This window comes from Rothia sp. LK2492 (assembly GCF_040946345.1).
GTDB lineage: Bacteria > Actinomycetota > Actinomycetes > Actinomycetales > Micrococcaceae > Rothia > Rothia endophytica.
The window spans coordinates 412,383-432,570 of the sequence record NZ_JAYWLX010000001.1 but is presented as its reverse complement, the minus strand read 5'-3'; the positions used below and the strand labels follow the sequence as shown (position 1 = coordinate 432,570).

General features: G+C 58.5%; 18 protein-coding genes. 12 read left to right on the top strand and 6 right to left on the bottom strand.

Annotated elements, in window-relative coordinates; genetic code table 11:
* Both VVR27_RS01995 and pheA read left to right on the top strand, forming a co-directional pair.
* Complete coding sequence (locus VVR27_RS01995) at window positions 1-1,221, top strand: DUF805 domain-containing protein (RefSeq protein ID WP_368546835.1); 1,221 nt, start codon at window positions 1-3, stop codon at window positions 1,219-1,221.
* Window positions 1,222-1,319: 98 nt separating this feature from the next.
* Entirely contained in the window at window positions 1,320-2,273 is a 954-nt protein-coding gene (gene pheA / locus VVR27_RS01990; RefSeq protein ID WP_368546834.1) for a prephenate dehydratase, read from the top strand.
* A gap of 16 nt (window positions 2,274-2,289) precedes the next feature.
* Here pheA and VVR27_RS01985 read toward each other — a convergent pair whose 3' ends face one another.
* On the bottom strand, window positions 2,290-3,480 hold the full coding sequence (locus tag VVR27_RS01985; RefSeq protein ID WP_368546833.1) for a diacylglycerol kinase family protein: 1,191 nt from the start codon (window positions 3,478-3,480) through the stop codon (window positions 2,290-2,292).
* Window positions 3,481-3,572: 92 nt separating this feature from the next.
* On the opposite strand from VVR27_RS01985, the gene serS reads away from it, so the two are divergent.
* The 4 genes from serS to VVR27_RS01965 all read left to right on the top strand — a co-directional run bounded on the left by serS (window position 3,573) and on the right by VVR27_RS01965 (window position 7,596).
* Window positions 3,573-4,877: a serine--tRNA ligase gene (gene serS / locus VVR27_RS01980; RefSeq protein WP_368546832.1), complete on the top strand. Its 1,305-nt coding sequence runs from the start codon at window positions 3,573-3,575 to the stop codon at window positions 4,875-4,877.
* A gap of 185 nt (window positions 4,878-5,062) precedes the next feature.
* Window positions 5,063-5,995, top strand: coding sequence for a metal ABC transporter substrate-binding protein (locus tag VVR27_RS01975; protein ID WP_368546831.1), 933 nt, complete (start codon window positions 5,063-5,065; stop codon window positions 5,993-5,995).
* A gap of 7 nt (window positions 5,996-6,002) precedes the next feature.
* Window positions 6,003-6,761 (top strand): metal ABC transporter ATP-binding protein, encoded by a 759-nt coding sequence (locus tag VVR27_RS01970; RefSeq protein WP_251379522.1) that lies wholly within the window; start codon window positions 6,003-6,005, stop codon window positions 6,759-6,761.
* Between the two features lie 31 nt (window positions 6,762-6,792).
* Window positions 6,793-7,596, top strand: a complete 804-nt coding sequence (locus VVR27_RS01965) for a metal ABC transporter permease (protein WP_368546881.1) — start codon at window positions 6,793-6,795, stop codon at window positions 7,594-7,596.
* On the opposite strand, the gene VVR27_RS01960 is transcribed toward VVR27_RS01965, so the two are convergent.
* Window positions 7,586-8,260 (bottom strand): metal-dependent transcriptional regulator, encoded by a 675-nt coding sequence (locus tag VVR27_RS01960; RefSeq protein ID WP_368546830.1) that lies wholly within the window; start codon window positions 8,258-8,260, stop codon window positions 7,586-7,588. The two genes, VVR27_RS01965 and VVR27_RS01960, sit on opposite strands and share 11 nt — an antisense overlap.
* A gap of 109 nt (window positions 8,261-8,369) precedes the next feature.
* On the opposite strand from VVR27_RS01960, the gene VVR27_RS01955 reads away from it, so the two are divergent.
* The 4 genes from VVR27_RS01955 to VVR27_RS01940 all read left to right on the top strand — a co-directional run bounded on the left by VVR27_RS01955 (window position 8,370) and on the right by VVR27_RS01940 (window position 11,161).
* On the top strand, window positions 8,370-9,230 hold the full coding sequence (locus tag VVR27_RS01955) for an HAD family hydrolase (RefSeq protein ID WP_368546829.1): 861 nt from the start codon (window positions 8,370-8,372) through the stop codon (window positions 9,228-9,230).
* Window positions 9,190-9,789 carry an HXXEE domain-containing protein gene (locus tag VVR27_RS01950; protein WP_368546828.1) on the top strand — a complete coding sequence of 200 codons (600 nt, stop codon included), beginning with the start codon at window positions 9,190-9,192 and terminating at the stop codon, window positions 9,787-9,789. The genes VVR27_RS01955 and VVR27_RS01950 overlap by 41 nt, the downstream gene beginning before the upstream one ends.
* A gap of 6 nt (window positions 9,790-9,795) precedes the next feature.
* Window positions 9,796-10,149 carry a thiol-disulfide oxidoreductase DCC family protein gene (locus tag VVR27_RS01945; RefSeq protein WP_368546827.1) on the top strand — a complete coding sequence of 118 codons (354 nt, stop codon included), beginning with the start codon at window positions 9,796-9,798 and terminating at the stop codon, window positions 10,147-10,149.
* A gap of 88 nt (window positions 10,150-10,237) precedes the next feature.
* On the top strand, window positions 10,238-11,161 hold the full coding sequence (locus VVR27_RS01940; protein WP_368546826.1) for an AEC family transporter: 924 nt from the start codon (window positions 10,238-10,240) through the stop codon (window positions 11,159-11,161).
* 24 nt (window positions 11,162-11,185) lie between these two features.
* Here the strand turns inward: VVR27_RS01940 and VVR27_RS01935 are convergent, their stop codons facing one another.
* The 3 genes from VVR27_RS01935 to VVR27_RS01925 are packed head-to-tail and all read right to left on the bottom strand — an operon-like array spanning window position 11,186 to window position 16,333.
* Window positions 11,186-11,791 (bottom strand): recombinase RecJ, encoded by a 606-nt coding sequence (locus VVR27_RS01935; RefSeq protein ID WP_368546825.1) that lies wholly within the window; start codon window positions 11,789-11,791, stop codon window positions 11,186-11,188.
* 42 nt (window positions 11,792-11,833) lie between these two features.
* Complete coding sequence (locus tag VVR27_RS01930; RefSeq protein WP_368546824.1) at window positions 11,834-12,559, bottom strand: hypothetical protein; 726 nt, start codon at window positions 12,557-12,559, stop codon at window positions 11,834-11,836.
* Window positions 12,560-12,583: 24 nt separating this feature from the next.
* Complete coding sequence (locus tag VVR27_RS01925) at window positions 12,584-16,333, bottom strand: AAA domain-containing protein (RefSeq protein WP_368546823.1); 3,750 nt, start codon at window positions 16,331-16,333, stop codon at window positions 12,584-12,586.
* A 557-nt stretch (window positions 16,334-16,890) separates the two neighbouring features.
* Between VVR27_RS01925 and VVR27_RS01920 the strand changes: the two genes are divergently transcribed.
* Window positions 16,891-18,003, top strand: coding sequence for a CAP domain-containing protein (locus tag VVR27_RS01920; RefSeq protein WP_368546822.1), 1,113 nt, complete (start codon window positions 16,891-16,893; stop codon window positions 18,001-18,003).
* A 64-nt stretch (window positions 18,004-18,067) separates the two neighbouring features.
* On the opposite strand, the gene VVR27_RS01915 is transcribed toward VVR27_RS01920, so the two are convergent.
* A complete protein-coding gene (locus tag VVR27_RS01915; RefSeq protein ID WP_368546821.1) occupies window positions 18,068-19,474 on the bottom strand; it encodes a D-alanyl-D-alanine carboxypeptidase/D-alanyl-D-alanine-endopeptidase in 1,407 nt (468 codons plus the stop codon).
* Between the two features lie 125 nt (window positions 19,475-19,599).
* Here VVR27_RS01915 and VVR27_RS01910 point away from each other — a divergent pair, with 125 nt between their 5' ends.
* A complete protein-coding gene (locus tag VVR27_RS01910; RefSeq protein ID WP_368546820.1) occupies window positions 19,600-20,118 on the top strand; it encodes an inorganic diphosphatase in 519 nt (172 codons plus the stop codon).
* Window positions 20,119-20,188 lie beyond the last annotated feature (70 nt).

The following is a 20,188-nucleotide window of genomic DNA, read 5'->3' as shown; positions in this document are numbered from 1 at the left end:
ATGTCAGCCCCAGAAGTCGCACCCGTGCGTAAACGTATCTCGCGGCGCGATACCCACCACCCCCAAGACCCACACCCGCGCCCCGCCGCGGGTCTGGCTCACGCCTGGGGTAACCTCTTCACCTACCTCACAACCTTCCGCGGCAGAGCATCACCCAGTGAAGCCTGGGGAGTAGGCGCCTTAGTGCTGCTCTGTCTGCCAGCCCTTCTGGTGCTTCAATTCTTCCTTGACCGTCTTACCGCCGGCTACCGCTACCACGGTCAAACCGTCAGCCTCATTGGCCTTGGCCTTATTCTGATGTACTGTGGCATCCAAATTCTGGTGCACGTACTTTTACCCGCACTCCTCGCTTCACTGACTGCCCGGCGCCTGCGCGACATCGGGTTCAGCCCCCAGCTGGCATGGCTACTCCTGGCTGCGCCCCTGGGGCTACTGCTGCAGTGGCTGGGTTTCTGGACCACCGGCACGCTCCTCCCCGTTGTACCTATTCTTGCTTTGATGGGTCTTACGCTCCTCCCGTCAGCACCGGTTACCACCGACATGACACCGGGTGGATCTCCCACTGCAAACCCTCACCAGCTAGCCGCAAACCACCCGGTCAACGGTTCATACACGGTGCCGCCGCTTGTCTCCCAGCACCCCACTGATGGTCTGCCCCGCCCTCGGGTTGGTGGTCGCATCGCCCTGAGCAACCTCTTTTCATACATGACTCTCTACAAGGGCAAAGCGTCGCGCAGCGAATACTGGTGGGTCTTTGCCTTCTGGGCCGCTACCACCGCCTTGGTATGCGCTGCCATCTTCCTCTTCATGCTGTGGATAGCTCCAGAGACAGGGCAACCCGGTGACAAAATGCACGGCTTTGGGGAAGTCATGATGGGCCTGGCGGGCATTATCTTAGCGTGGGTGGCATTCATGCTGAGCTACATCATTGGGATCAGTCTGAGCCTCGGGCTTCAACTGCGACGCCTGCGCGATGCCGGTTTCTCGCCCTGGTGGGCGCTCTGCTTCGTGGGGATTCTGCTGGATGTCCTCATGCTCCCTGTCACTATCATGATGGGGATTGGTCCTATCCTGGGACTCTGGTGGCTGGGCTTCATACCGCTGCTACTTTGCCTCACACCTTCACGTGACCGGTCAGGCCACCCCTCCCAGCAATCACCCTTGCCAGCGCAACCTGCCACGGCCTACTACCAGCAGGCCCAGAACACCTATCAGCGATAAAATTTTTTTGGTGCACAGTGCCGCCGTCCCTCTCACCTGCCGGACGCTGCCCCTCACCCCCTAGGTTAGGGCCAAGGGGCGCACTAGACTGGTTAACCATGCGTTACACCTACCTAGGCCCCAGCGGCACCTTCACCGAAGCAGCCCTGCTGACCGTACCCGGCGCACCGGATGCTGCCCGTGTGCCCGCTACCAGCGTCCCTGATGCGCTGGAGCGACTACGCAACGGGGACGCAGACGCCGCCATGGTGCCCATCGAGAACTCGGTGGAAGGAGGGGTGACTGCAACCCTGGATGCTATCGCTGCAGGGGGTGCTGACCTACGAATTATCCGTGAGGTTTTGGTACCCATCACCTTCGTGTTGGTAGCCCGCCCCGGTGTGAGCCTTGAAGATATTAGAACCGTTTCAACCCACACCCACGCCTGGGCGCAGGTGCGTGCCTGGACGGCAGCTAACCTACCGGGCGTGGATTACGTGCCGGGATCGTCCACAGCCGCTGCTGCACTGGGGTTGCTCCATGAAAACCCCGGCTACCAGGCAGCTGTCTGCTCGCCTACGGTAGCTCAGCAGCACCCTGAACTTGAGGTGCTGGCACACAATATCGGTGATAACAAGAACGCGGTCACCCGCTTTGTGCTGGTTGCCCGCAACAAACCTGCGCCTGCTCCCACAGGAGCTGACAAAACCACCCTGGTGATTCCGCTGCCGCAAGATCGCCCCGGCGCTTTGCTTGACCTGCTCGAACAGTTCTCTACTCGCGGGATCAACCTCTCCCGCATTGAATCGCGCCCCACCGGCGAGTTCTTGGGCTCCTATTTTTTCTCCATCGATATTGATGGGCACCTGCATGATGCTCGTGTGCGGGACGCCCTGCGCGGCATCCACCGGGTCTCACCGGGGGTGCAGTATTTGGGCTCTTACCCCCGCGCTGATCAGCGTGTCACCGCTGTGGATACCCTCCACCGCGAGGATGCCTTTGACGCCGCCCGCGATTGGGTTGAGGCCCTCTTTGTAGGTGGCCGCCCTGAGGGCCTCAAGCACAATATCTAAGGTTCAATGGGTGCTGTTAGAGCCGCAGTAGCCTCTGCCACCAGCGCACCTGATGTTCAACCAGATCTTCACGCGCTTCGACCAGATCAGAGAGCGTGCGAATCTCAAGCTCTTCAGGGTAGACGTTGATGTTGATAGCGCCGGGCACCACTGTGGCTGTCATCGAGTCAACCTCGCCCAGCACATCTCCATCCACCTCAACGGGTAGGGGCTGGTGCGGGAAGTCCACCGTTACGCTAGTGCCCACAAAGTGCTCTACGACGGGGAAGCGGGTGTCGGGGCGGCGGGTCATGTACTGCCCAGCCAGGCGTAGCCAGCTGATCACGTTGCGCGGGGTCAGAACAATTACCTCAAGACGCCCGTCTGAAGCTTCAGCAACTGACGCCAGATTAAGCCCGCCTTGAATCTTGCCGCAGTTGGCAATCAGAACGGTGCGGATTTTTCGGGCAAAGGGGGTGCCGCCGTCCACAGAAATCTGTGCGGGACGCCGGCGGGTAAAGACGTGTTTGAAGCTGGCGCCCACGTAGGCCAACCAGCCGATTTTCGCCTTCAAATCCTCGCGGGTGTCGGTCATAATTTGGGCATCAAACCCGGCCCCGCCCATGACCAGGTAGTCAATGGGGTCAAGCTCCTTGCCGTGACCGGTCAGCTCAAGGTGAATCATGTCAATAGCCTGGCTGGTGCCGTGCAGGGCCACGTTAATACAGCCGCTGAGGTCAGAAATATCAAGTTCAAGGTTGCGCGCTAGCAAATTGCCGGTACCCAGAGGGACGAGTCCCAGCCGAGCGTCCGTACCAACTAGCCCGTTGGCCACGGCGCGTACGGTGCCGTCACCGCCCACAGCAATCACGATATCGGCGCCGTCTTTGACCGCCTGCTGAGCAAGACCGGTGCCGGGATCCTCAAGAGTGCTCTCGTAGAAAAAAGCACGCGGCCAATTAGCGAAACCCAGCTGGGCGGTAATCATGCGTACCGCTGCCTCCGCCCGGGTTTTAGTCGGGTTATAAATCACCGCTACCTGCCGCGGTTCACCCGGTTCAATCATGCGGTGCAGGGGGCGGTAAACCGGGAAGAGATCCGGGCGGGCGAGTCTTGCCCGACGCATCAAGAGAGCGGACGCCGCGGCGGCCACCCCAGCGCCAGTTACAGAAGCCACAAGAATTGTTGAACGGGAAACCATATGTTCAGCATACTGAAAAGATGCCACTTGTGGTGTGTAGTACGCTACAGGCGTTTCCTTGATGGTGCTCGCACCGTTTAAAACTAGAACCTCTCTAAAACTGCGGTAAATTTAAGGGCATGATCGACATTAACCTCCTCCGCGAAAACCCCGACGTCTTCCGCGCCTCCCAGCGTGCTCGTGGCGCCGACGAAACTCTCATCGACCAGATTCTGGAAGCTGACACTACCCGCCGCCAGAAAATCTCTGAATTTGAGGCCCTGCGTGCAGAGCAGAACGTCTTCTCAAAGAAGATTGGTAAGGCTGCTAAAGAAGAAAAGCAGGCGCTACTGGCTGAGGTAAAAGAGCTTTCGCAGAAGGTTTCAGAAGCTAAGGCAGCTAGCGAGGAAGCTCAGAAGAACCAGGAACAACTGGTCAGCTCGGTGGCTAACCTGATTGTTGACGGCATCCCCGCCGGCGGCGAAGACGACTACACCGTCGTCAAGACCGTAGGTGAACCCCGCAATTTTGAGGCCGAAGGCTTTGAACCCCGCGACCACCTAGAAATCGGTGAACTGGTGGACGGTATCGATATGGCGCGCGGTGCTAAGGTATCTGGCTCCCGCTTCTACTTCCTCAAGGGCCATGTAGCCCGCCTAGAGCAGGCTCTGATGTGGATGGCCCTCGATCAGGCAACCGCCAACGGTTTCACCATGATGACCACCCCCACCCTGGTGCGCCCAGAAACCATGAACGGCACCGGCTTCAACGTGGAGCACGACGATGAGATTTACCGCCTAGAGCGCGATGACCTCTACCTGGTGGGCACCTCCGAGGTGGCGCTCGCCGGTTACCACGCCGATGAAATCATTGACTTCGAAAAGGGCCCGAAGAAGTACCTGGGCTGGTCCTCCTGCTACCGCCGCGAAGCTGGCTCTGCCGGTAAGGATACCCGCGGCATCATCCGCGTGCACCAGTTCAACAAAGCAGAAATGTTTGTCTACTGCCCCGTTGAAGAGGCAGAAGAGATGCACGCCAAGATGCTGGCCTGGGAAGAGGAAATGCTGGCTAAGTGCGAGCTGTCCTACCGCGTCATCGATACCGCCGCGGGTGACCTAGGTTCATCCGCTGCCCGTAAGTTTGACTGCGAAGCGTGGGTTCCTACCCAGGGCGCTTTCCGCGAGCTGACCTCGACCTCCAACTGCACCACCTATCAGGCACGCCGTCTGAATATACGTGAGCGCCAGGCTGACACCGTAACTGCTGAGGGTAAGACCAAGAAGGGTGGCACCCGCTCGGTGGCCACCCTCAACGGCACTCTGGCAACCACTCGCTGGATTGTTGCACTGCTGGAAACCCACCAGCAGGCAGACGGCTCAGTGCGAATCCCCGAGGCGCTTCGCCCCTACATGGGTGGCCTAGAGGTCATCCCGGTAGCATCCTAAAGGGTAGCTGAATAGTAGTAGCGCGACGTCCTTTCATCACCGCATGAAGGGGCGCCGCGCTATTTTCTGCCCCGAAATTTGAAAGTTCGTTGAGGCGAACTTATGATGGAGGCACACAGGCAAGAAGACCTAAGCGGTCGCAAGGACGCACCCTGCAAAGCTCTGCCTAACCCTGAAGGGACAAAATGCCCATGACGCCTTGGTGGTCAACGCTCATTTCAGTGCGTACTTTTCTCATAACCTGCCTGGTTGCGATTACCGGGCTAGTGACTGCCTGCTCCGCCCCTGAACCTGCCGATAGCGGCAAGCCCACCGTGTTAGCTACCTTCACCGTTCTGGCCGATCTCGCCCAAAACGTGGCAGGCGAACACCTAGAGGTGCAGTCTTTAACCAAGCCAGGGGTTGAAATTCACGACTATGACCCGGTGCCATCTGACGTGAGAAAGGCAGCAGATGCTGACCTCATTCTCGTCAATGGCTTGCACCTGGAAGGCTGGTTAGAGCAGTTCTTGCAGGACGCCGATGCGGAAAGCGTGACGGTCTCTGAAGGTGTTCAGACCATCGGTATCGCGGAAGGCGACTCAGCTGATAAGCCCAACCCTCATGCCTGGATGAGCCCGCTAGCTGCCCAAATGTATGTGGATAATATTGCCGCTGCTTTGGCCGATCTTGACCCCCAACACGCTGCTGACTTCGCAGCGAATGCCAGCGCCTACAAGCAGGAGCTACAGGCTGTACATGACCGGCTAATCACTGACCTGGGTGACCTGCCACAGCATCAACGCGCCTTAGTGACCTGCGAAGGCGCCTTCTCCTACCTGGCAGCGGATGCGGGGCTCACTGAGAAGTACCTCTGGGCAGTGAACAGTGATGGTAACCCCTCAGCCGCCCGAGTGGCCGATGTGGCAACCTTTGTAAAGGAGCAACAGGTGCCTGCTGTCTTCTGCGAGACCACCGTGCCCGCAGATACCATGCGGCAGGTTGCCGCTGAATCTGGTGCTACCTACGCCGGTGAGCTCTATGTTGACTCCCTATCGCAGGAGGGTGGGGATGTGCCTACCTACTTGGATTTGATACGCCATGATGCGGAGGTGATTGCTCGTGCGCTCGGCCAGTAAGTTTCCTGTGACCAAGAGCAGCGACCAGCCAGCTGAGCCCTTGCTGGACGCTCAGGGTCTGACCGTGAACTACGGCGAGGTGCAGGCCCTCAAGGGTGCCTCACTGAGCGTCCAGTCCGGTGAAATCTGCGGGCTGGTGGGCATGAACGGGTCCGGTAAATCCACTCTCTTTAAAGCGATTATGGGAGTCACCCCGGCTGAGGGGCAGGTGCTCATTGACGGTCAAACACCCACGCAGGCTCGCAAGCTGGGCCTGGTGAGTTATGTGCCGCAGAGTGAGGACATCGACTTCACCTTCCCGGTGTCAGTGCGGGATGTGGTTTCGATGGGGCGATACGGGCGCTTGGGCCCCACACGACGTTTAAAGGCAGCAGACCGGGCGGCGGTTGATGAAGCACTTGAACGGGTTGATCTTCTTGACCTTGCCCACCGGCAAATCGGCAACCTGTCTGGTGGCCAGCGGAAACGTGCGTTTGTAGCCCGCGGTTTGGCCCAGGGCGCTCGCCTGCTTCTGTTGGATGAACCCTTTGCCGGAGTCGATAAACGCAGTGAAACCATGCTGATGAGCTTGCTACGCCAACTTCGGGATGCTGGGGCGGGCGTCCTGATTTCTACCCATGACCTAGCCAATTTAGCCGAATTAGCTGATACCGCTGTGCTGTTGCGGAATGAGGTGCTGCTCAGCGGGGAGCCGGGTGCCGTGCTGGCTCCCGAGAACCTAGTGCGCGCTTTTGGTATGAACCCCCTAGGAGGCAGCGGTGTATGAGCTTCTGATAGACCCTCTGACCTACGGCTTTATGCAGCGCGGTTTTCTCGTCACGGTACTAGCGGCCCTAGTTTGCGCCCTACTCTCTTGCTGGTTGGTGCTCATGGGTTGGTCCCTGATGGGTGACGCTATCTCCCACGCAGTGCTTCCCGGAGTGGTACTCGCTTACATGACCGGGGTGCCCTTCGCCGTGGGTGCAGTCGTCGCTGGGCTGGTAGCGGTGGGGCTGATAGGGGCGGTGCGCTCTAAAGGGCGCATCCGTGAGGACGCCGCCATCGGCATTGTTTTTACCGTCATGTTCGCGCTGGGACTGGTGCTCATCTCGGTGACTCCCTCCCAAACTGACCTGCATAGCATCCTCTTCGGTAATGTGCTGGGGGTTGCCTGGGCTGATGTGCTCCAGCTTGCTACCCTGGGTGTTCTGGTGACGGCCGCCCTACTCTTTAAGCAACGCGACTTAACCCTCTACGCCTTTGACCCCGGCTATGCCCACGCCATCGGCCTACGCCCCCGTTTTTTGGCTGGTCTGTTGCTGGTCTGTCTGGCGTTGACCTCGGTGCTGGCCCTGCAAATCGTGGGAGTGGTGCTAGTGGTCGCACTGTTGGTTATTCCTGGGTCGACTGCCCGCCTGCTGACTGACCGTTTCGCACCCATGTTAGCCATCTCTGCCTGTGTTTCGGTGCTGGGTTCTCTGGGAGGGCTCTACGCCAGCTTCCACCTCGATGTTTCAGCCGGTGGTGCCGTGGTACTGGCGCTGGGTGCTATTTTCATCTGTGCCTATCTCTTTGCCCCGCAACACGGCCTGCTGCGCCCGCGCAGAAAAGTTAGGAAGTAGCCGTTGTCACAAAGACAGCAGCAGCGCCCTGAGGGGAGAGCGCAAAGGTGGCTTCGCCCCTAGTAGACAGAGTGATGTGACCTGCTGCGTCCCGGGAGAGCACGGTCAATTTCGCCTCGGGGCCGACCCCCTGTTGAGCGAGAAAACGTAGCAGGGCGGGGTCAGCGTCCGAAATGCGTTCAACTACCAGCTGATGGCCCTCGCAAGCCTGCTCTAGAGTGAGGCCAGCCAGTTTATCCACCTCGCCCGAGACCGAAGGAATAGGGTCGCCATGGGGGTCACGGGTGGGGTGCCCCAGCACCGCATCGATACGTTCAACCATCAGATCAGAGACAGCATGTTCTAGCACCTCAGCTTCATCATGCACCTGATCCCAGGTGTAGCCCAGGGTTTTCACCAGAAAGGTTTCAATGAGGCGGTGGCGGCGAATCACCTGCAGGGCTGCTGCTTGGCCTTCTTGGGTTAGCTCAATCGCTCCGTAGGGTTGGTGCTCCACCAACCCGGCAGCTACCAGCCGCTTCACGGCATCCGATACGGACGATAGCCGCAACCCGGCACGCGCGGCAATCACCGAGGTGGTGGCTGGGGCGTCAGCATGCTCGGTGATGCTCCAGATAATTTTGAGGTAATTTTGGGTGCTATCAGAAAGATGGTCAAGGGGCATAGGTAACAGTCTAGAGCAGGCCGCCTCACCCCTGCCCGTCCCACAGTTTTTACCCCCTGTTCGTCTGAACGCAAGGTGTAGGCTAGAGCCAGTTGCAAGACTGAAAGGCGTGATTGCTGCAATGAAAGATCTAGAAGTAAACCCCCCCCGACGCTCTAACTGGCAGAAGGAAGACGGGGTCAAGTACCTGGTGGCCATCGATATCGACGGCACCCTGGTCAACCACGACGGCGTTATGAGCGAGGCCGTCAAAGAAGCTGCCCAGGCTGTAGTGGCTGCTGGCCACCACGTGGTCATTTCCACCGGACGTTCCATGGGCGCCACCCTGCCCATCGTGAACATGGTGGGCATGACCAGAGGGTACGCGGTGAGCTCCAACGGCGGAGTAACCCTTGAAATTGACCCCGCGGTCCAGGACGGCTACCGCATCCTGGACAGGGTCTGCTTTGACCCCTCCCACGCCATCACCATGATCAAAGAACGTTTGCCCGATGCCTCTCTGGCTCTTGAAGCCCCCGACGGCACCGTCTACGCCACCGACAACTTTGAAGACTGGTCCTTTGGCGCCAACACCGTGAAAAGAACCCGCACCGAGATGGCTGCTATGGAGTCTGCGGTTCGTGTGGTGGTCTCATCGTCAACCCAAACCCCCGATGACTTCAAGCGAGCTATCTACGATGTGGGTCTGCACGGCGTTAACTACGCGGTGGGCTGGAGCGCCTGGCTTGATATCGCCGCTCACGGTGTTTCAAAGGCATCAGCCCTCGAGCAGATTCGCCGCCGCTTGAGCGTTGATCCCCGCCACACCGTTGCGGTGGGCGATGGCTACAACGACAAAGAAATGATACACTGGGCTGCCCGTGGCGTCGCTATGGGCCAAGCGCCAGCTGAAATTGCTGCACTTGCCACCGACGTCACCGGCAGCGTCTATGAAGACGGCCTCGTGCCGATTCTGCGCGAACTGCTCTAGATGCCCTTACTCGCTGACCTTACTGAGTGATGGGATGTACCAAAAGATGAAAATAAGAATCCTATCTTCAGCACCAGCCCTGGTAGGGATTTTCAGCGTGCACAATGCTGAGGAAATAGGTTATATGCAAGACCACCTGCCGGTCTCGCCGCAGTTACTTGCCAGAGTGGGGTTAATGCCAGAAGACTATGCTCCCCGGAATATGGCAGTAGGCACTGGGCTGATTACCGTAACGGCTGCCGGCATCCTGTGCGCTCCGTTCCGCAACCGCGCTGTAGGAATAGCCCAGGTGGGGGCTGCAGGGGCACTGGCGGTGAATGCTCTAGCGCATGTGGGGCGGGCATTGAGAGAGAAACGTTATAACCCCGGGCTGGCTACTGCACCGGTCATGCTCTTTAGCTCTCTCAACTATATTTCCCGTATCCGTAGAGAGCTGGGCATGACCAGAATGACTGTAGGCTGGACGACCCTCGGGGCAGGAGTTCTGAGTTTTCCCATCATCATAGGTTATCTACGGCTCGCACGTTGGGTGATAGGCGCTAGGGCCTGGGGAAAGTAGAGCCTCATGACCGAGACCGGAACCTTGTTCTATGACCCCGACTGCGGGATCTGCCAGCGTGCCGCCAAGATACTGGCGCACGCCGGGCTCACCGCGTGCGTCGTTCCCGGCGAAGCAGAAACCCTGCTGAACGCCGGGGTGCAACTAGAGCGCTTCGCTCGGCAGATCCCCTTCCGCACGGAGCAGGGGCAGGTAGCCTACGGTGCGCTCGCTATTGGCCTAGCCCTGCGCACCAGCCGCTATGTTCCCGTGCGGGCTGCCGGCGTCCTGCTCACCCAGCCCCTCATCCGCCCCGTCGCTGAACGGGCCTACCGTCTGGTGGCAGATAACCGCTCCAACACCTGCACCCTCAAAACCTAAAGAGCCAGAGCCGTCATAAAGGGTCACTCTTACACCTGGCTACCGCTCACCTTGCTAGCCTAGAGAGGCAGAGCAAGGAGGGCGCCGCGTGGTTGGAGTTTTAGAGGGTTTCACGATTATTGCCGTGGTAGTCGGGGTTGGCTACCTGGTAGCCCGCCTGGATATCCTTCCCCCCAACTCGGGCCTAGCACTCAATAAGTTTGCCTTCTTTGTTGCCCTGCCGCCGCTCATGTTCGTCACCATGGCGCATGCTGATCTGCGCGTTATTTTCTCTGCCCGGCTACCCATTGCTGTGCTCAGCTTCAGCGTCGTGGCCCTACTCTACGCGCTGATTGCGCGGTTTTTGCTGAAGAAAAGTGCCGGGAGAGTTACGGTGGGCGCTGCCTCCTCGGGCTACATTAATGCTAATAATATGGGCCTGCCGGTAGCTACTTATATCGTGGGGGACGCCGCGCAAGTTGCACCCATCTTGCTCTTTCAGCTTCTGATTGCCGCGCCAATCGTGTTGACGATCCTCGATACGGTTTCAACCGGTCGCCGCCCCTCGCTCACCACGGTGATGAGCCAGCCGGTCAAGAATCCGCTGATTATTGGGTCAGCGCTCGGTTTGCTAGTCAATGTCGCTGGGCTTACCCCGCCGGATATCGTGCTTGAACCCCTGCAAATTCTAGGTGGTGCTGGCGTACCCCTTATTCTTGCCGCTTTTGGCATGTCCCTGCGCGGTTCGCGTCTGCTCGATACCCCCGGGCAAAAGCTTGAAACTGTTCTGGCCGCCAGCTTCAAGAACGTACTGATGCCCCTGCTCGCCTACCTCTTGGCCCAGTTTGTTTTCGGGCTTGATGCGCAGGAGGTCTTCGCAACCACCGTGTTAGCGGCGCTACCTAGTGCACAGAACATGTATAACTTCGCGGTGCGCTATAACGTGGCGGTCGGTCTTTCCCGTGACATCGTGCTGCTCTCCACCATCGGGGCGGTGCCCGTCATCCTGGTGATTTCGCTACTGCTTGCCTAGCGGAAGCAGCTACAGGCCGGTTGGTTAGGCGGCGTCCAACTGCTCCATGAGATGTTCCAGCAGGGGGCGGGTGGCTAGTTCTTCGTGCCAGAGGGAGCGCACCAGCGTCTTACTGACTGCCTGCGAGGTAATACCCAGAGCCTGTGCCACGGCTTTTTGCTGACCGCGCACCCCCGGGATGAGCAGATCAAGGACGCGCCACTCGGCGTCGGTGCGGGCGGCAGTCACTCGGTAGAGCAGGCGAAGCAGCCCGGTGACTTGCTCAGCCTTATCGCGGTCCCGGGTGTTCAGGCAGATACCGCGTGGAGGTGCACCGGTCTGCGCCAGCTCTACTGCGGCGCGTGAAGCGTTGAGGGCAGCACCTTCACAGTCAGTGGTTGCTACCGCCCCCAGAGCGGCAGCAAAACGGGGTAGGGTGAGGGAGCCGACGCCGATACCCACCCAAAATTCGCCGTGACGAGCACCCAGAAGGGCGGCCGCCAGGGCGTCCTGTGCGGTGTCGAAAGCGCCCTGTAGTTCATCATGGTAGGTCTGTGCAAAACCTACGGTGGGCTCTAGCTGCTCCAAGCGCTGAGCGAGCGCGGACACATCGGAGCTAGCTAATCGGGCGATAAAGGTTAGAACAAACACGGTTTCCAGTATGCCCTACTCACCCGGTCTATGTGCGGGTAGCTACCCCTCATCCCAGAAAAGGGTCTCAGTATCAACGCCCAACAGGAAGAGCTCTTCTTCCAGGGGTTGGCGGCATTCAAGGGGTAAAGCGATGCTGCTGCAGGACAAATCGTAGCCCAGGTAGACACTTATCTGGTCAAAACCGGTGCGTAGTTTGGCGAGGGAACGGCAAAGATCCGCTACACCTGCCAAATCAACATCAGACCCAAAGACCCAAAAGGAGTCAGGGCTGGTCAGCTGAAAGAGCCCTATCGGCTGACCGCCGCCGTTCCGCCCACGCACCCGCACCCAGCCGGCTGCATCGATAGCGCCTTCCGAAGGAGCAATCGGGTCAAAGACCCAGGCGCGGGCTTTTTCTAACCAGCTGGGTAGCTGCGGCATGTAGAGCGTTTCTTCGCCCTTTGACCAGGGGGTGGACGCGAAGCTGCGGGCATACATGGCAGACCAGAATTCTTCTTGAGAACAGCTCACCCCCACGCTGTTGAGCAGGTCAGGGTCACTGGGGGCACCGAACTGTTCTAACCCGGGGCTAAAATTTTCGGGGTTCTGCATTGACAGGTCGGCTAGGTAGGCCTGGTCCCAGAAAGTAGGCCGGGTGGTGTAGCTCTGCTCGGTGAGCCGGTCGTTGATACGCCGCAAAAAGTCAGGCTCACCAAGCGCCACGGTCTGCCCATCAAAATGAAAAATGTAGGGTGATCGTGATCGATGGGTGGGGGTTAGTGCCATGCTCTCTCCTTGTAACGTACCGGTCTAATTATGCTCTCTTGCAGGGCGCTTGGGTAGCGCCGCACCGCTCGATAGAGGCAGTGCCGAACGGGTGAGTTTAATGAAGCCACCCAGAAGCGCCAGCGCCTCCGGCGAGACGGGCAGAAAATGGGTGAAGCTAGCTGACTTAATGACCACCGCAGCCCACATGCCGCGCGAAAGGGCAACATTCAGTCGGTTGGACGACAGTAGAAAGTCAGTGCCACGCGGGGAGTCCCCGGCGCTGGAGGCCGCCATAGAAACCAACACCACCGGCGCCTCCTGGCCCTGGAACTTATCGACCGTGCCCACTCGCACTCCGCCGTCCTCATCAGCTAGGCCCGCCTCTAAGAGGGCTTCGCGAATAGTCTCAACCTGGGCATTGTAGGCTGCCACCACAATGATGTCCTCAGGCTCCAGGGGTCTGGTGCTCTCGGGGTCATGCAGGGAGGGCGTCCACTGATGCCCCAAGAAACTGCGGGCCAGGCGTACCACCTCGGCTGCTTCCTCGGCGGAGAAGGTGCCGTTGCCGCTGTGCTCCACTTCGCTCACATAGACCCCAGGTTGCCAGGTCTCTAGAAGACGCTCAGCCCCGGCCGGCGCCGAGCTGAGCTTGCCCTCGTAGGACAGCGCGGAAACGGGGGCGCAGAGCGCCGGATGCATGCGCCAGCTAACATCCAAAAAGTATCCAAACGTCTCGGGGAGCACCGTACGCCCGTCAGAGAGCCAGCCCAATGCTGACTCGTCTACCGGGTAGGGATGGATACCTTGGGTAACCTGGGGTAGCTGGGCAGGGTCACCCAAGAACAAGAGGTTCTTAGCTGACCGGGCTACCGCAAGTGTATTGGCCAGGGAATACTGGCCCGCCTCATCGATCACCAGCAAATCTAGCGACTCTGCGCGGAACTTGCGGTCGGACGCGAAATCCCAGGCAGTGCCCCCAAAAATTCGCCCGCCCGCGCCATCCATGAAGCGCTGAACTTCAGGATTGCGCACTTCCTGCCAGGGGAAGTCCGGGGTCTGGCTCTTCCCCAGACCTTTAGCTACCTGTTCGGGGTCAACCCCGCTATTCTTGATGCAACCTAACAGCATGTTCTCCACCACCGCGTGGCTCTGGGCAACAATGCCCACCTTCCAGCCCTCAGCTACTAGCCGTCCGATCACGTGGGAGCCCACAAAGGTCTTGCCAGAACCGGGAGGGCCCTGAACCGCTACGAAAGAACGGTCAAGCTCAGCCACCGCCGAGTAGATCGCCTGAACCGTTGCCATACTTCCGTGAGTCTGTGCGAAATCAGCCGGACGCGGCAGCTGACCGCCGGTTTTCAGCCGCGGGAACGCTCGCAGAAGCAGGTCGGTTCCGGCAGTTTGCGGTAAGTGAGGTAGGGATTGCGCGGTGGCGCTCGCCAGCTCCAAGAGAGAATCTTCCTGAGCTTTTGTGGGGATAGGGGTGGAGGGGGTCACTGCCAGGGGCAGTGCCCGGTAAAGTTCAGGTTGCCCCTCCCCCAAACCCTTGAGACTCTCGCGCACCCTAATCCGTACTAGGACGTCATTACCTTCGACCTCTTCTACATCGAGTATCTCGCTGTTGAAGGCACCTGCCCGCTCAGCCGGTGCTGGCAGGACGCCCTCGTGTAGCGCCGCGTATTCCAGTGCCTGCTGGTGGGTTTGTTGCTGCAAAAACTCGGGCAGGGGGCGGGCGTACATGGCAAAAAGATTCTTATCGCCCACCTTGAGCGAAGATCCCGGTGCCAGGCGCGCAGTGCCGGCTAGAATCCGCGAGAGACTGCGGGCACCGGCAGGCTTGTGCCAGTCCTCCTGCACACCAATTCGCTCAAAAATGAGGACGTCCCGGGTCTCTTCCCAGTCATCTACCGGAGCGGTCAACCGGTCAAAATGGTCCCACCAAAACTGGCGGCGCTCCCGGCGATGGTAGCCGGTAGCAGAAGCAACCATAGCCACCGCTTCCTTCTGGCGAGTAAGGGCATCAGCCATATCAACGCCCGCCACGAAGCGCTGCAGGGTGCGCTCTACCTGAGTTTCCTGCTCGTCCTTACCGGACTGCACTAGAAGCTCGCTGACATCAACCAGGGGAGTGGGCTCCCTGGTCTCGTCCCGGGCGTCACGCCCTGCTAACTCCAGAAGCCAGTTGCGCAAGCCCAGCAGAGAAACTCCGTCAAACTGCACATCGGTCTCCACAGCAGAGGTAATAGCCGCAACTCGCTGGCTATCACCGGCGGCACGGGCAGTACCCAAATCTGCGTAGGCTCCTTCCGGAATCTCAAAAGCTCGGCTCTGCCCCTGCATGTACAGGGGTTCTATACCCGCCAGAGAAGCTGTGCCCGCAGAGACCCTTAAGGACCGACGCAGCACTTCTGACAGATCTACCAGAATGTTATGCCGCAGTAGCTCTGCGATATAGTCCTCGCCCAGGCTGTGCTGGGCCGCTAGCTGACGTAGCGCGTTCTTGGTCTGCGCACCGAAGTGATAGATGTGCAAGCCGGGGTAGCCTGTACGCCTCTGATGCACGGCATTGAGGAAGGAGAGAAGAAGCTGTTTTTCCTCTGACCGGCTGTGTGCCCAGACCGGGGTGAAGCTGGGTGCCTGGCCCGGCTCCGAATAGGAGGTTAGGCCCAGCAAGTAGCTCAGCCCCCAGGAGTGCTGCCCATTGGGGCGGCTCTCATCGCGCCAGAGACCATCACCCCTCAGGCTGAGAAAAATATCTTCAGAACTAGCCCGCGGCAGCTGCCCCAATGAATGCTTGGGGAGCAGCTTATAGCTCACGCTCTGCTGCTGGCCTCCGCTCTCAAAGGCGACCGAAGCATCCGGTTGCGCTAGCCCCGTTTGCAAAGCCGCTTGCTCAGCAAATTTACGGGTGGCACCGCTCAAACCAGGCTGACCTGCCAACTGCGCCAGTTCCTCTATACGGTGCACCCCGTGCCGCTCTATCAAGAGATTGCGGGAGCGCGCCGTCATACCCTGGGTGAGCATAATATCGCTGTGCTCCTGCACCTGTAGCAGGCACTCATCACAGACGCCGCAGCGGCTGATTTTGCCGTAGTCAGGGTCTGAATGCCACTGCACCGGCTCGCGCCCACGCTGGCAGTGGAGGCTCAGCAACACCCTCAAACGCTCCCGTTTCTCTTCAAAAACAGGGGTAATGGTATCTAGCTTGTGAAGGGATTCAACTCCATTGCCCAAAATGAGCGAAGCTTGACGGTCTACCTCAATACCAGCCTGGGATAGTTGATCAGCGTAGGCAGCCAGCTGTAAAAGGGCAGTGACGCGGGCGGTACGTGCCAGTTTGGAATCAACTACCCGGTACGTACCATTTGCTTGCTTGACCAGAAAGTCTGCGCGACCGTGAAACTCACCGTCAAAAAAGGAAGCTTGAAAGACTACATCTGCGCCGGCTCTGAGAGCTCTAAGAGATTCTTCGTGTTTCCCTTTGAGAGCCTCAGGGGTATAGGTAGCTGCCGGCTCCACCTCGTAGACACCCCGCTCGCCATCCCACATGCCATAGGTAGAGACTAAATCGGCAAGAACCCTGGCTTCGTGAGCTTCACCCAGAGCAGCTGCGCGAGCCCTGCTGTCGTTGACCACCTGTTCATCACGGGGCACCCGCCCCAGCTTTTGGTCGGCGGTGTGCAAAACAGAGAACTCACACTGAGCAGACTTCACCAGATCAGAGGCAGAAAAAACCGGACGCAGGGGTGCATCACCAGCGGTGTCTGAAGGTTCTGATGCGGTAAAGAACATGGGTGCTCCTTAATATGTTTCTCTAAGGCTAGCAAGAGGGGCTGACACTTTAGGGCCGCCCGTAGAGGCGTAGGTTGGTCGGTAAAAAGATCCGGGGAGCCATTGTTCGGTCAGCATATAAAGACATCAGGGGCCAGTTATGAGCTGTCTTACACGGTATATTCTTATTAGAAAATAATACGAAAGTATGTTCGATTACTTTCTATTCTTAATAGAAGGTTAACTACTTTCTGCCAACGTTTTGCCGATTCCTTGTCGAATTTTTCATGACAGGTTCTATGTTTTAACCTCGCCACGCCGGTGAAAAAGGGAAATTCGATACCACCCTCCGGTGATGCTGATTTCAAATTAAAACAAGCCGTATCTTAGGTATACATTGATGACCGCTACGCTTTGTGATGTATGAATTTGCCTCCAAAACTATATTTTCACGATAAATGTGTAACGAAATAATAAAAAATTAGGTCACGATTCTATAAAGTTATCTTCAGCTATTTCACATTGCACACACACACACACCACATCGCACCCTTAGGGTGCAACGAATCGGAGTCATCGTGAACAATCTTCTTGAAGCTGCGCGGCCTACTCGACGTCAGGTCGCTGCACTTACCCTTTCTGGCCTAGCAGTAGCTGGCACCGCTACCGCCGCTATCGCAGCATCCTCTGATCTGCGCAGCGTTTCAGCTACTCAGCGTGCAACGGACCAGCAGAGGCTACTTGACCTCATCAACGTTTTTAGGGCGCAGAACGGTCTCAGGGCAGTGCGTCACTCCGCCACTGTAGCTACCGTGATGCAGGCAGAGGCTGAACGTCAGGTGCGAGCCGGTTACTTCTCCCACGGAACCGAATTTATTTATAACCCCTCGGTTCAGGGGTACAGCTTCGTGCGCGAAGTCATCGCTCTCTCTTATAACGATGACCTGAATGTGCTGATTAACTTCTGGAAGGGCTCACCCGCCCACCGCGCCGCCGTGCTGGCGCCCCAGGCAAACGTTATGGGCATTGGTCTTGCCTACGGTCACGGCACTTCTTTGCCCTGGCGCGTACTGGGCAACGTTGGTATTTACGAGTACCAGGCTGGACGCGGCCCCAACGATTACGTTTCAAACATCACCGCCGATTTAGGCACCCAGTCTGATGGGTCTAAAGAGGTACCTGCTTTCGCCCTGACCGGTGCAATTGGCAACCACTACTATGCTCGTGGTGGCGCTAACTTCTTCGGGCAGCCCACAGGTAACGAATTTGGTTCTATCAATGGCGGCGCTATCCAGAACTTCTCCAATAGTCGTACAATCTACTGGACTCCTCAGCAAGGAGCCCATACTATCTACTGGTCAGGTACTATTGGTCGTCGTTTTGCCGGTGCTGGCTTTGAGCACGGTTGGGGCTATCCCATGAACTCTGAATATAGTTTCTGGGGTAGCGTGCGCCAGGATTTTGTGAAAGGTGGACGCATCAACTCCGTCTACTGGACCCCTTCAACCGGTGCCCGAGTTATCAATGAAAGCGGCGCTATTTCTGCCCGCTGGTACTCTCTGGGCGGCCCTCCTGCCCTGGGTTTCCCCACCACAGACGAAACTATGGGGAGCGACGGGGTAGTCCGCGTCAGCTTCTCCAAGGGCGTCACCATTAACTGGAGCGCCAATCGCGGTGTTTGGGTGAACTAGCAGCCTCAACTGCAAGGCCCCGCACCTCATTCGTAGACAGATGAGGCGGGGGGCTTTTGTTTTTCTAGCGGTTGGTGAGGGTTGCTGAAAAGCGGTCAATGACATTTTTGGCGGCTTCGGCGTCCTCTAAATCATTCATGACGACCGAGAAGATGAGCACTCGCCCGCCGTCAGTGACGGTGTAGCCGGTCAGCGATAGCACGCTGTTGAGGGTGCCGGTTTTAGCGCGTACCAGACCACGAGCTTCTACTTCTTCTGGGCTGTTAAACCGTGTGGACAGCCCGAGGGTGCCGCTGTAGCCAGCCACCGGCAGGCCAGCTAGGGACAGACGTTCTGAGTCCGTGCCGGTGACGGCTCGTTGTGCCAGATCGGTGAGCAGCTCGTTGCTGACCTTATTGTTGAGAGACAGTCCGCTGATATCGGTCTGCTGGTAGTCAGTGGGCAGACCCTGCTCGCTCAGGACGGCGCGGATCTGGGCAAGAGCATCACTCAGGGAACCATCCCCACCCCGCGCAACCGATAGGTTACGCCCCAGCACCTCTGCTAGGGAATTATCGGACTGCTGCATCATCAACGCGCTCTGCTGGGCGACAGTGGCAGATTCCACGGCAGCCAGCTCGGTGGCACCCTCACCGCTGGGGCCCTCTGCCCCTGTGGTGAAGCTTAGTCCGGCGTCTTTACCTACCCGGTTAAGGGTGCTCACCAGCTGCTGGTGAACCTGCCCCGGAGCGTCCTGGGGGCGGCTGGTGCTAGCCTCACTTCCGCTGCCATCAGGGGAGTAGTGTGAGAAGAAAGCTAAGGGGGTTACCTCTGTCATGAAGCCCGATTCAATATCCTCCTGCGCCCAGTCCGAGTTGAGGGCAGGCCCGGCAAAAATAGAGGTGTCCAGATTGACGGCTAATTCGCCGGTGATGCCCTGGCTCTTGAGAGCATCCACAGTTTTCTGCGCCAGGGTGGTGATACCGGCATGCCCCATCACCGCATCGGGGTCAGATTCGCCGGGCACCAGTAGAGTATCTCCGCCTGCTACCAGAGTGAGGGTTTGGGAGTCAGCCAGCTCCACGGAGGTTTCAAAACGAGCCTGCGGTGCGGTGGCCAGCAGGGCGTAGTCCACCAGCATTTTCATGTTGGATGCTGGCACGCGGCCGGTACTGGCGTCGCGGCTGTAGAGCACCTGCCCGGTTGCTGCGTCCACTACTTGAGCGGAAGCTGTGCCCTGACCTAGCGAGTCAAGCACAGCGTTGGCGTCTGCGGTGAGTATAGCGGCATCCACCGGGGTGCCTTCGCCTGCCCTCTCTACCTGCTGAACCTGCGCTGAGGATGCCGGTGCAACGGCTGCTGCTTCAAAGCGCTGCGTTTCAGACCAGGTAGGTATAGCCCAGGTGCCCGCACCAATGCAACCTGAGGCCAGCAGGGCGGTGGCAGCCCACCAGCCCACAGTTTTTTTGCGGGTAGTAACAGACTCAGACACGCCAACCTCCAAAAACGACTACCACCACAATAACCCGCCAGAGCGGCATAGCCTTGCCTTGTCCGCTAGACTAGACCCGATATACTCGTGCACTCGCGCACATACTTCAACCTAGGAGGTTCCTCTTGGAGCTCGACGTCACCATCGAAATCAACCGCGGCTCACGCGTCAAGTACGAAATCGACCACGAAACCGGCCGCCTGCGCCTGGACCGTGTTCTCTTCACCTCCATGCAGTACCCCACCGCTTACGGCTACTTCGAGGACACCCTGGGCGAAGACGGCGACCCCCTGGACGCCATGGTCATCCTTGATGTTGACGTTGTTCCCGGTGTGCTCGTAGAGTCACGCCCCATCGGTGTCTTCCGCATGACCGATGAAGCCGGCGGCGATGACAAGGTTCTCTGCGTTCCTACCGACAAGCGCTACGATCACATCCAGAACATTGACGATGTGTTCGAGCAGCTCAAGAATGAAATCAAGCACTTCTTTGAGCGCTACAAGGACCTGGAGCCCGGCAAGTGGGTTAAGGGCGAAGGCTGGGAAGACCGCGAATTCGCTGAGAAGCTGGTTGAAGAAGCTAAGGTTCGCTTCCAGGAATCCCACTACGACTCAGCTGCTGAAGCAGAAGCTGACGAGAACTAAGCCTTAGCTTTTTTGAGCTAGTTTTAATAAGGACGCCGCCCGGTGCCTTCCTCACCCTGTGTGGGGAGCC

Bases quoted from the DNA above. Each gene is read 5' to 3' on its own strand.
- VVR27_RS01995 (WP_368546835.1), top strand. From the start codon at position 1: ATGTCAGCCCCAGAAGTCGCACCCGTGCGTAAACGTATCTCGCGGCGC.
- pheA (WP_368546834.1), top strand. From the start codon at position 1,320: ATGCGTTACACCTACCTAGGCCCCAGCGGCACCTTCACCGAAGCAGCC.
- serS (WP_368546832.1), top strand. From the start codon at position 3,573: ATGATCGACATTAACCTCCTCCGCGAAAACCCCGACGTCTTCCGCGCC.
- VVR27_RS01975 (WP_368546831.1), top strand. From the start codon at position 5,063: ATGCCCATGACGCCTTGGTGGTCAACGCTCATTTCAGTGCGTACTTTT.
- VVR27_RS01965 (WP_368546881.1), top strand. From the start codon at position 6,793: ATGCAGCGCGGTTTTCTCGTCACGGTACTAGCGGCCCTAGTTTGCGCC.
- VVR27_RS01960 (WP_368546830.1), bottom strand. From the start codon at position 8,260: ATGCCCCTTGACCATCTTTCTGATAGCACCCAAAATTACCTCAAAATT.
- VVR27_RS01950 (WP_368546828.1), top strand. From the start codon at position 9,190: ATGAAGACGGCCTCGTGCCGATTCTGCGCGAACTGCTCTAGATGCCCT.
- VVR27_RS01945 (WP_368546827.1), top strand. From the start codon at position 9,796: ATGACCGAGACCGGAACCTTGTTCTATGACCCCGACTGCGGGATCTGC.
- VVR27_RS01930 (WP_368546824.1), bottom strand. From the start codon at position 12,559: ATGGCACTAACCCCCACCCATCGATCACGATCACCCTACATTTTTCAT.
- VVR27_RS01925 (WP_368546823.1), bottom strand. From the start codon at position 16,333: ATGTTCTTTACCGCATCAGAACCTTCAGACACCGCTGGTGATGCACCC.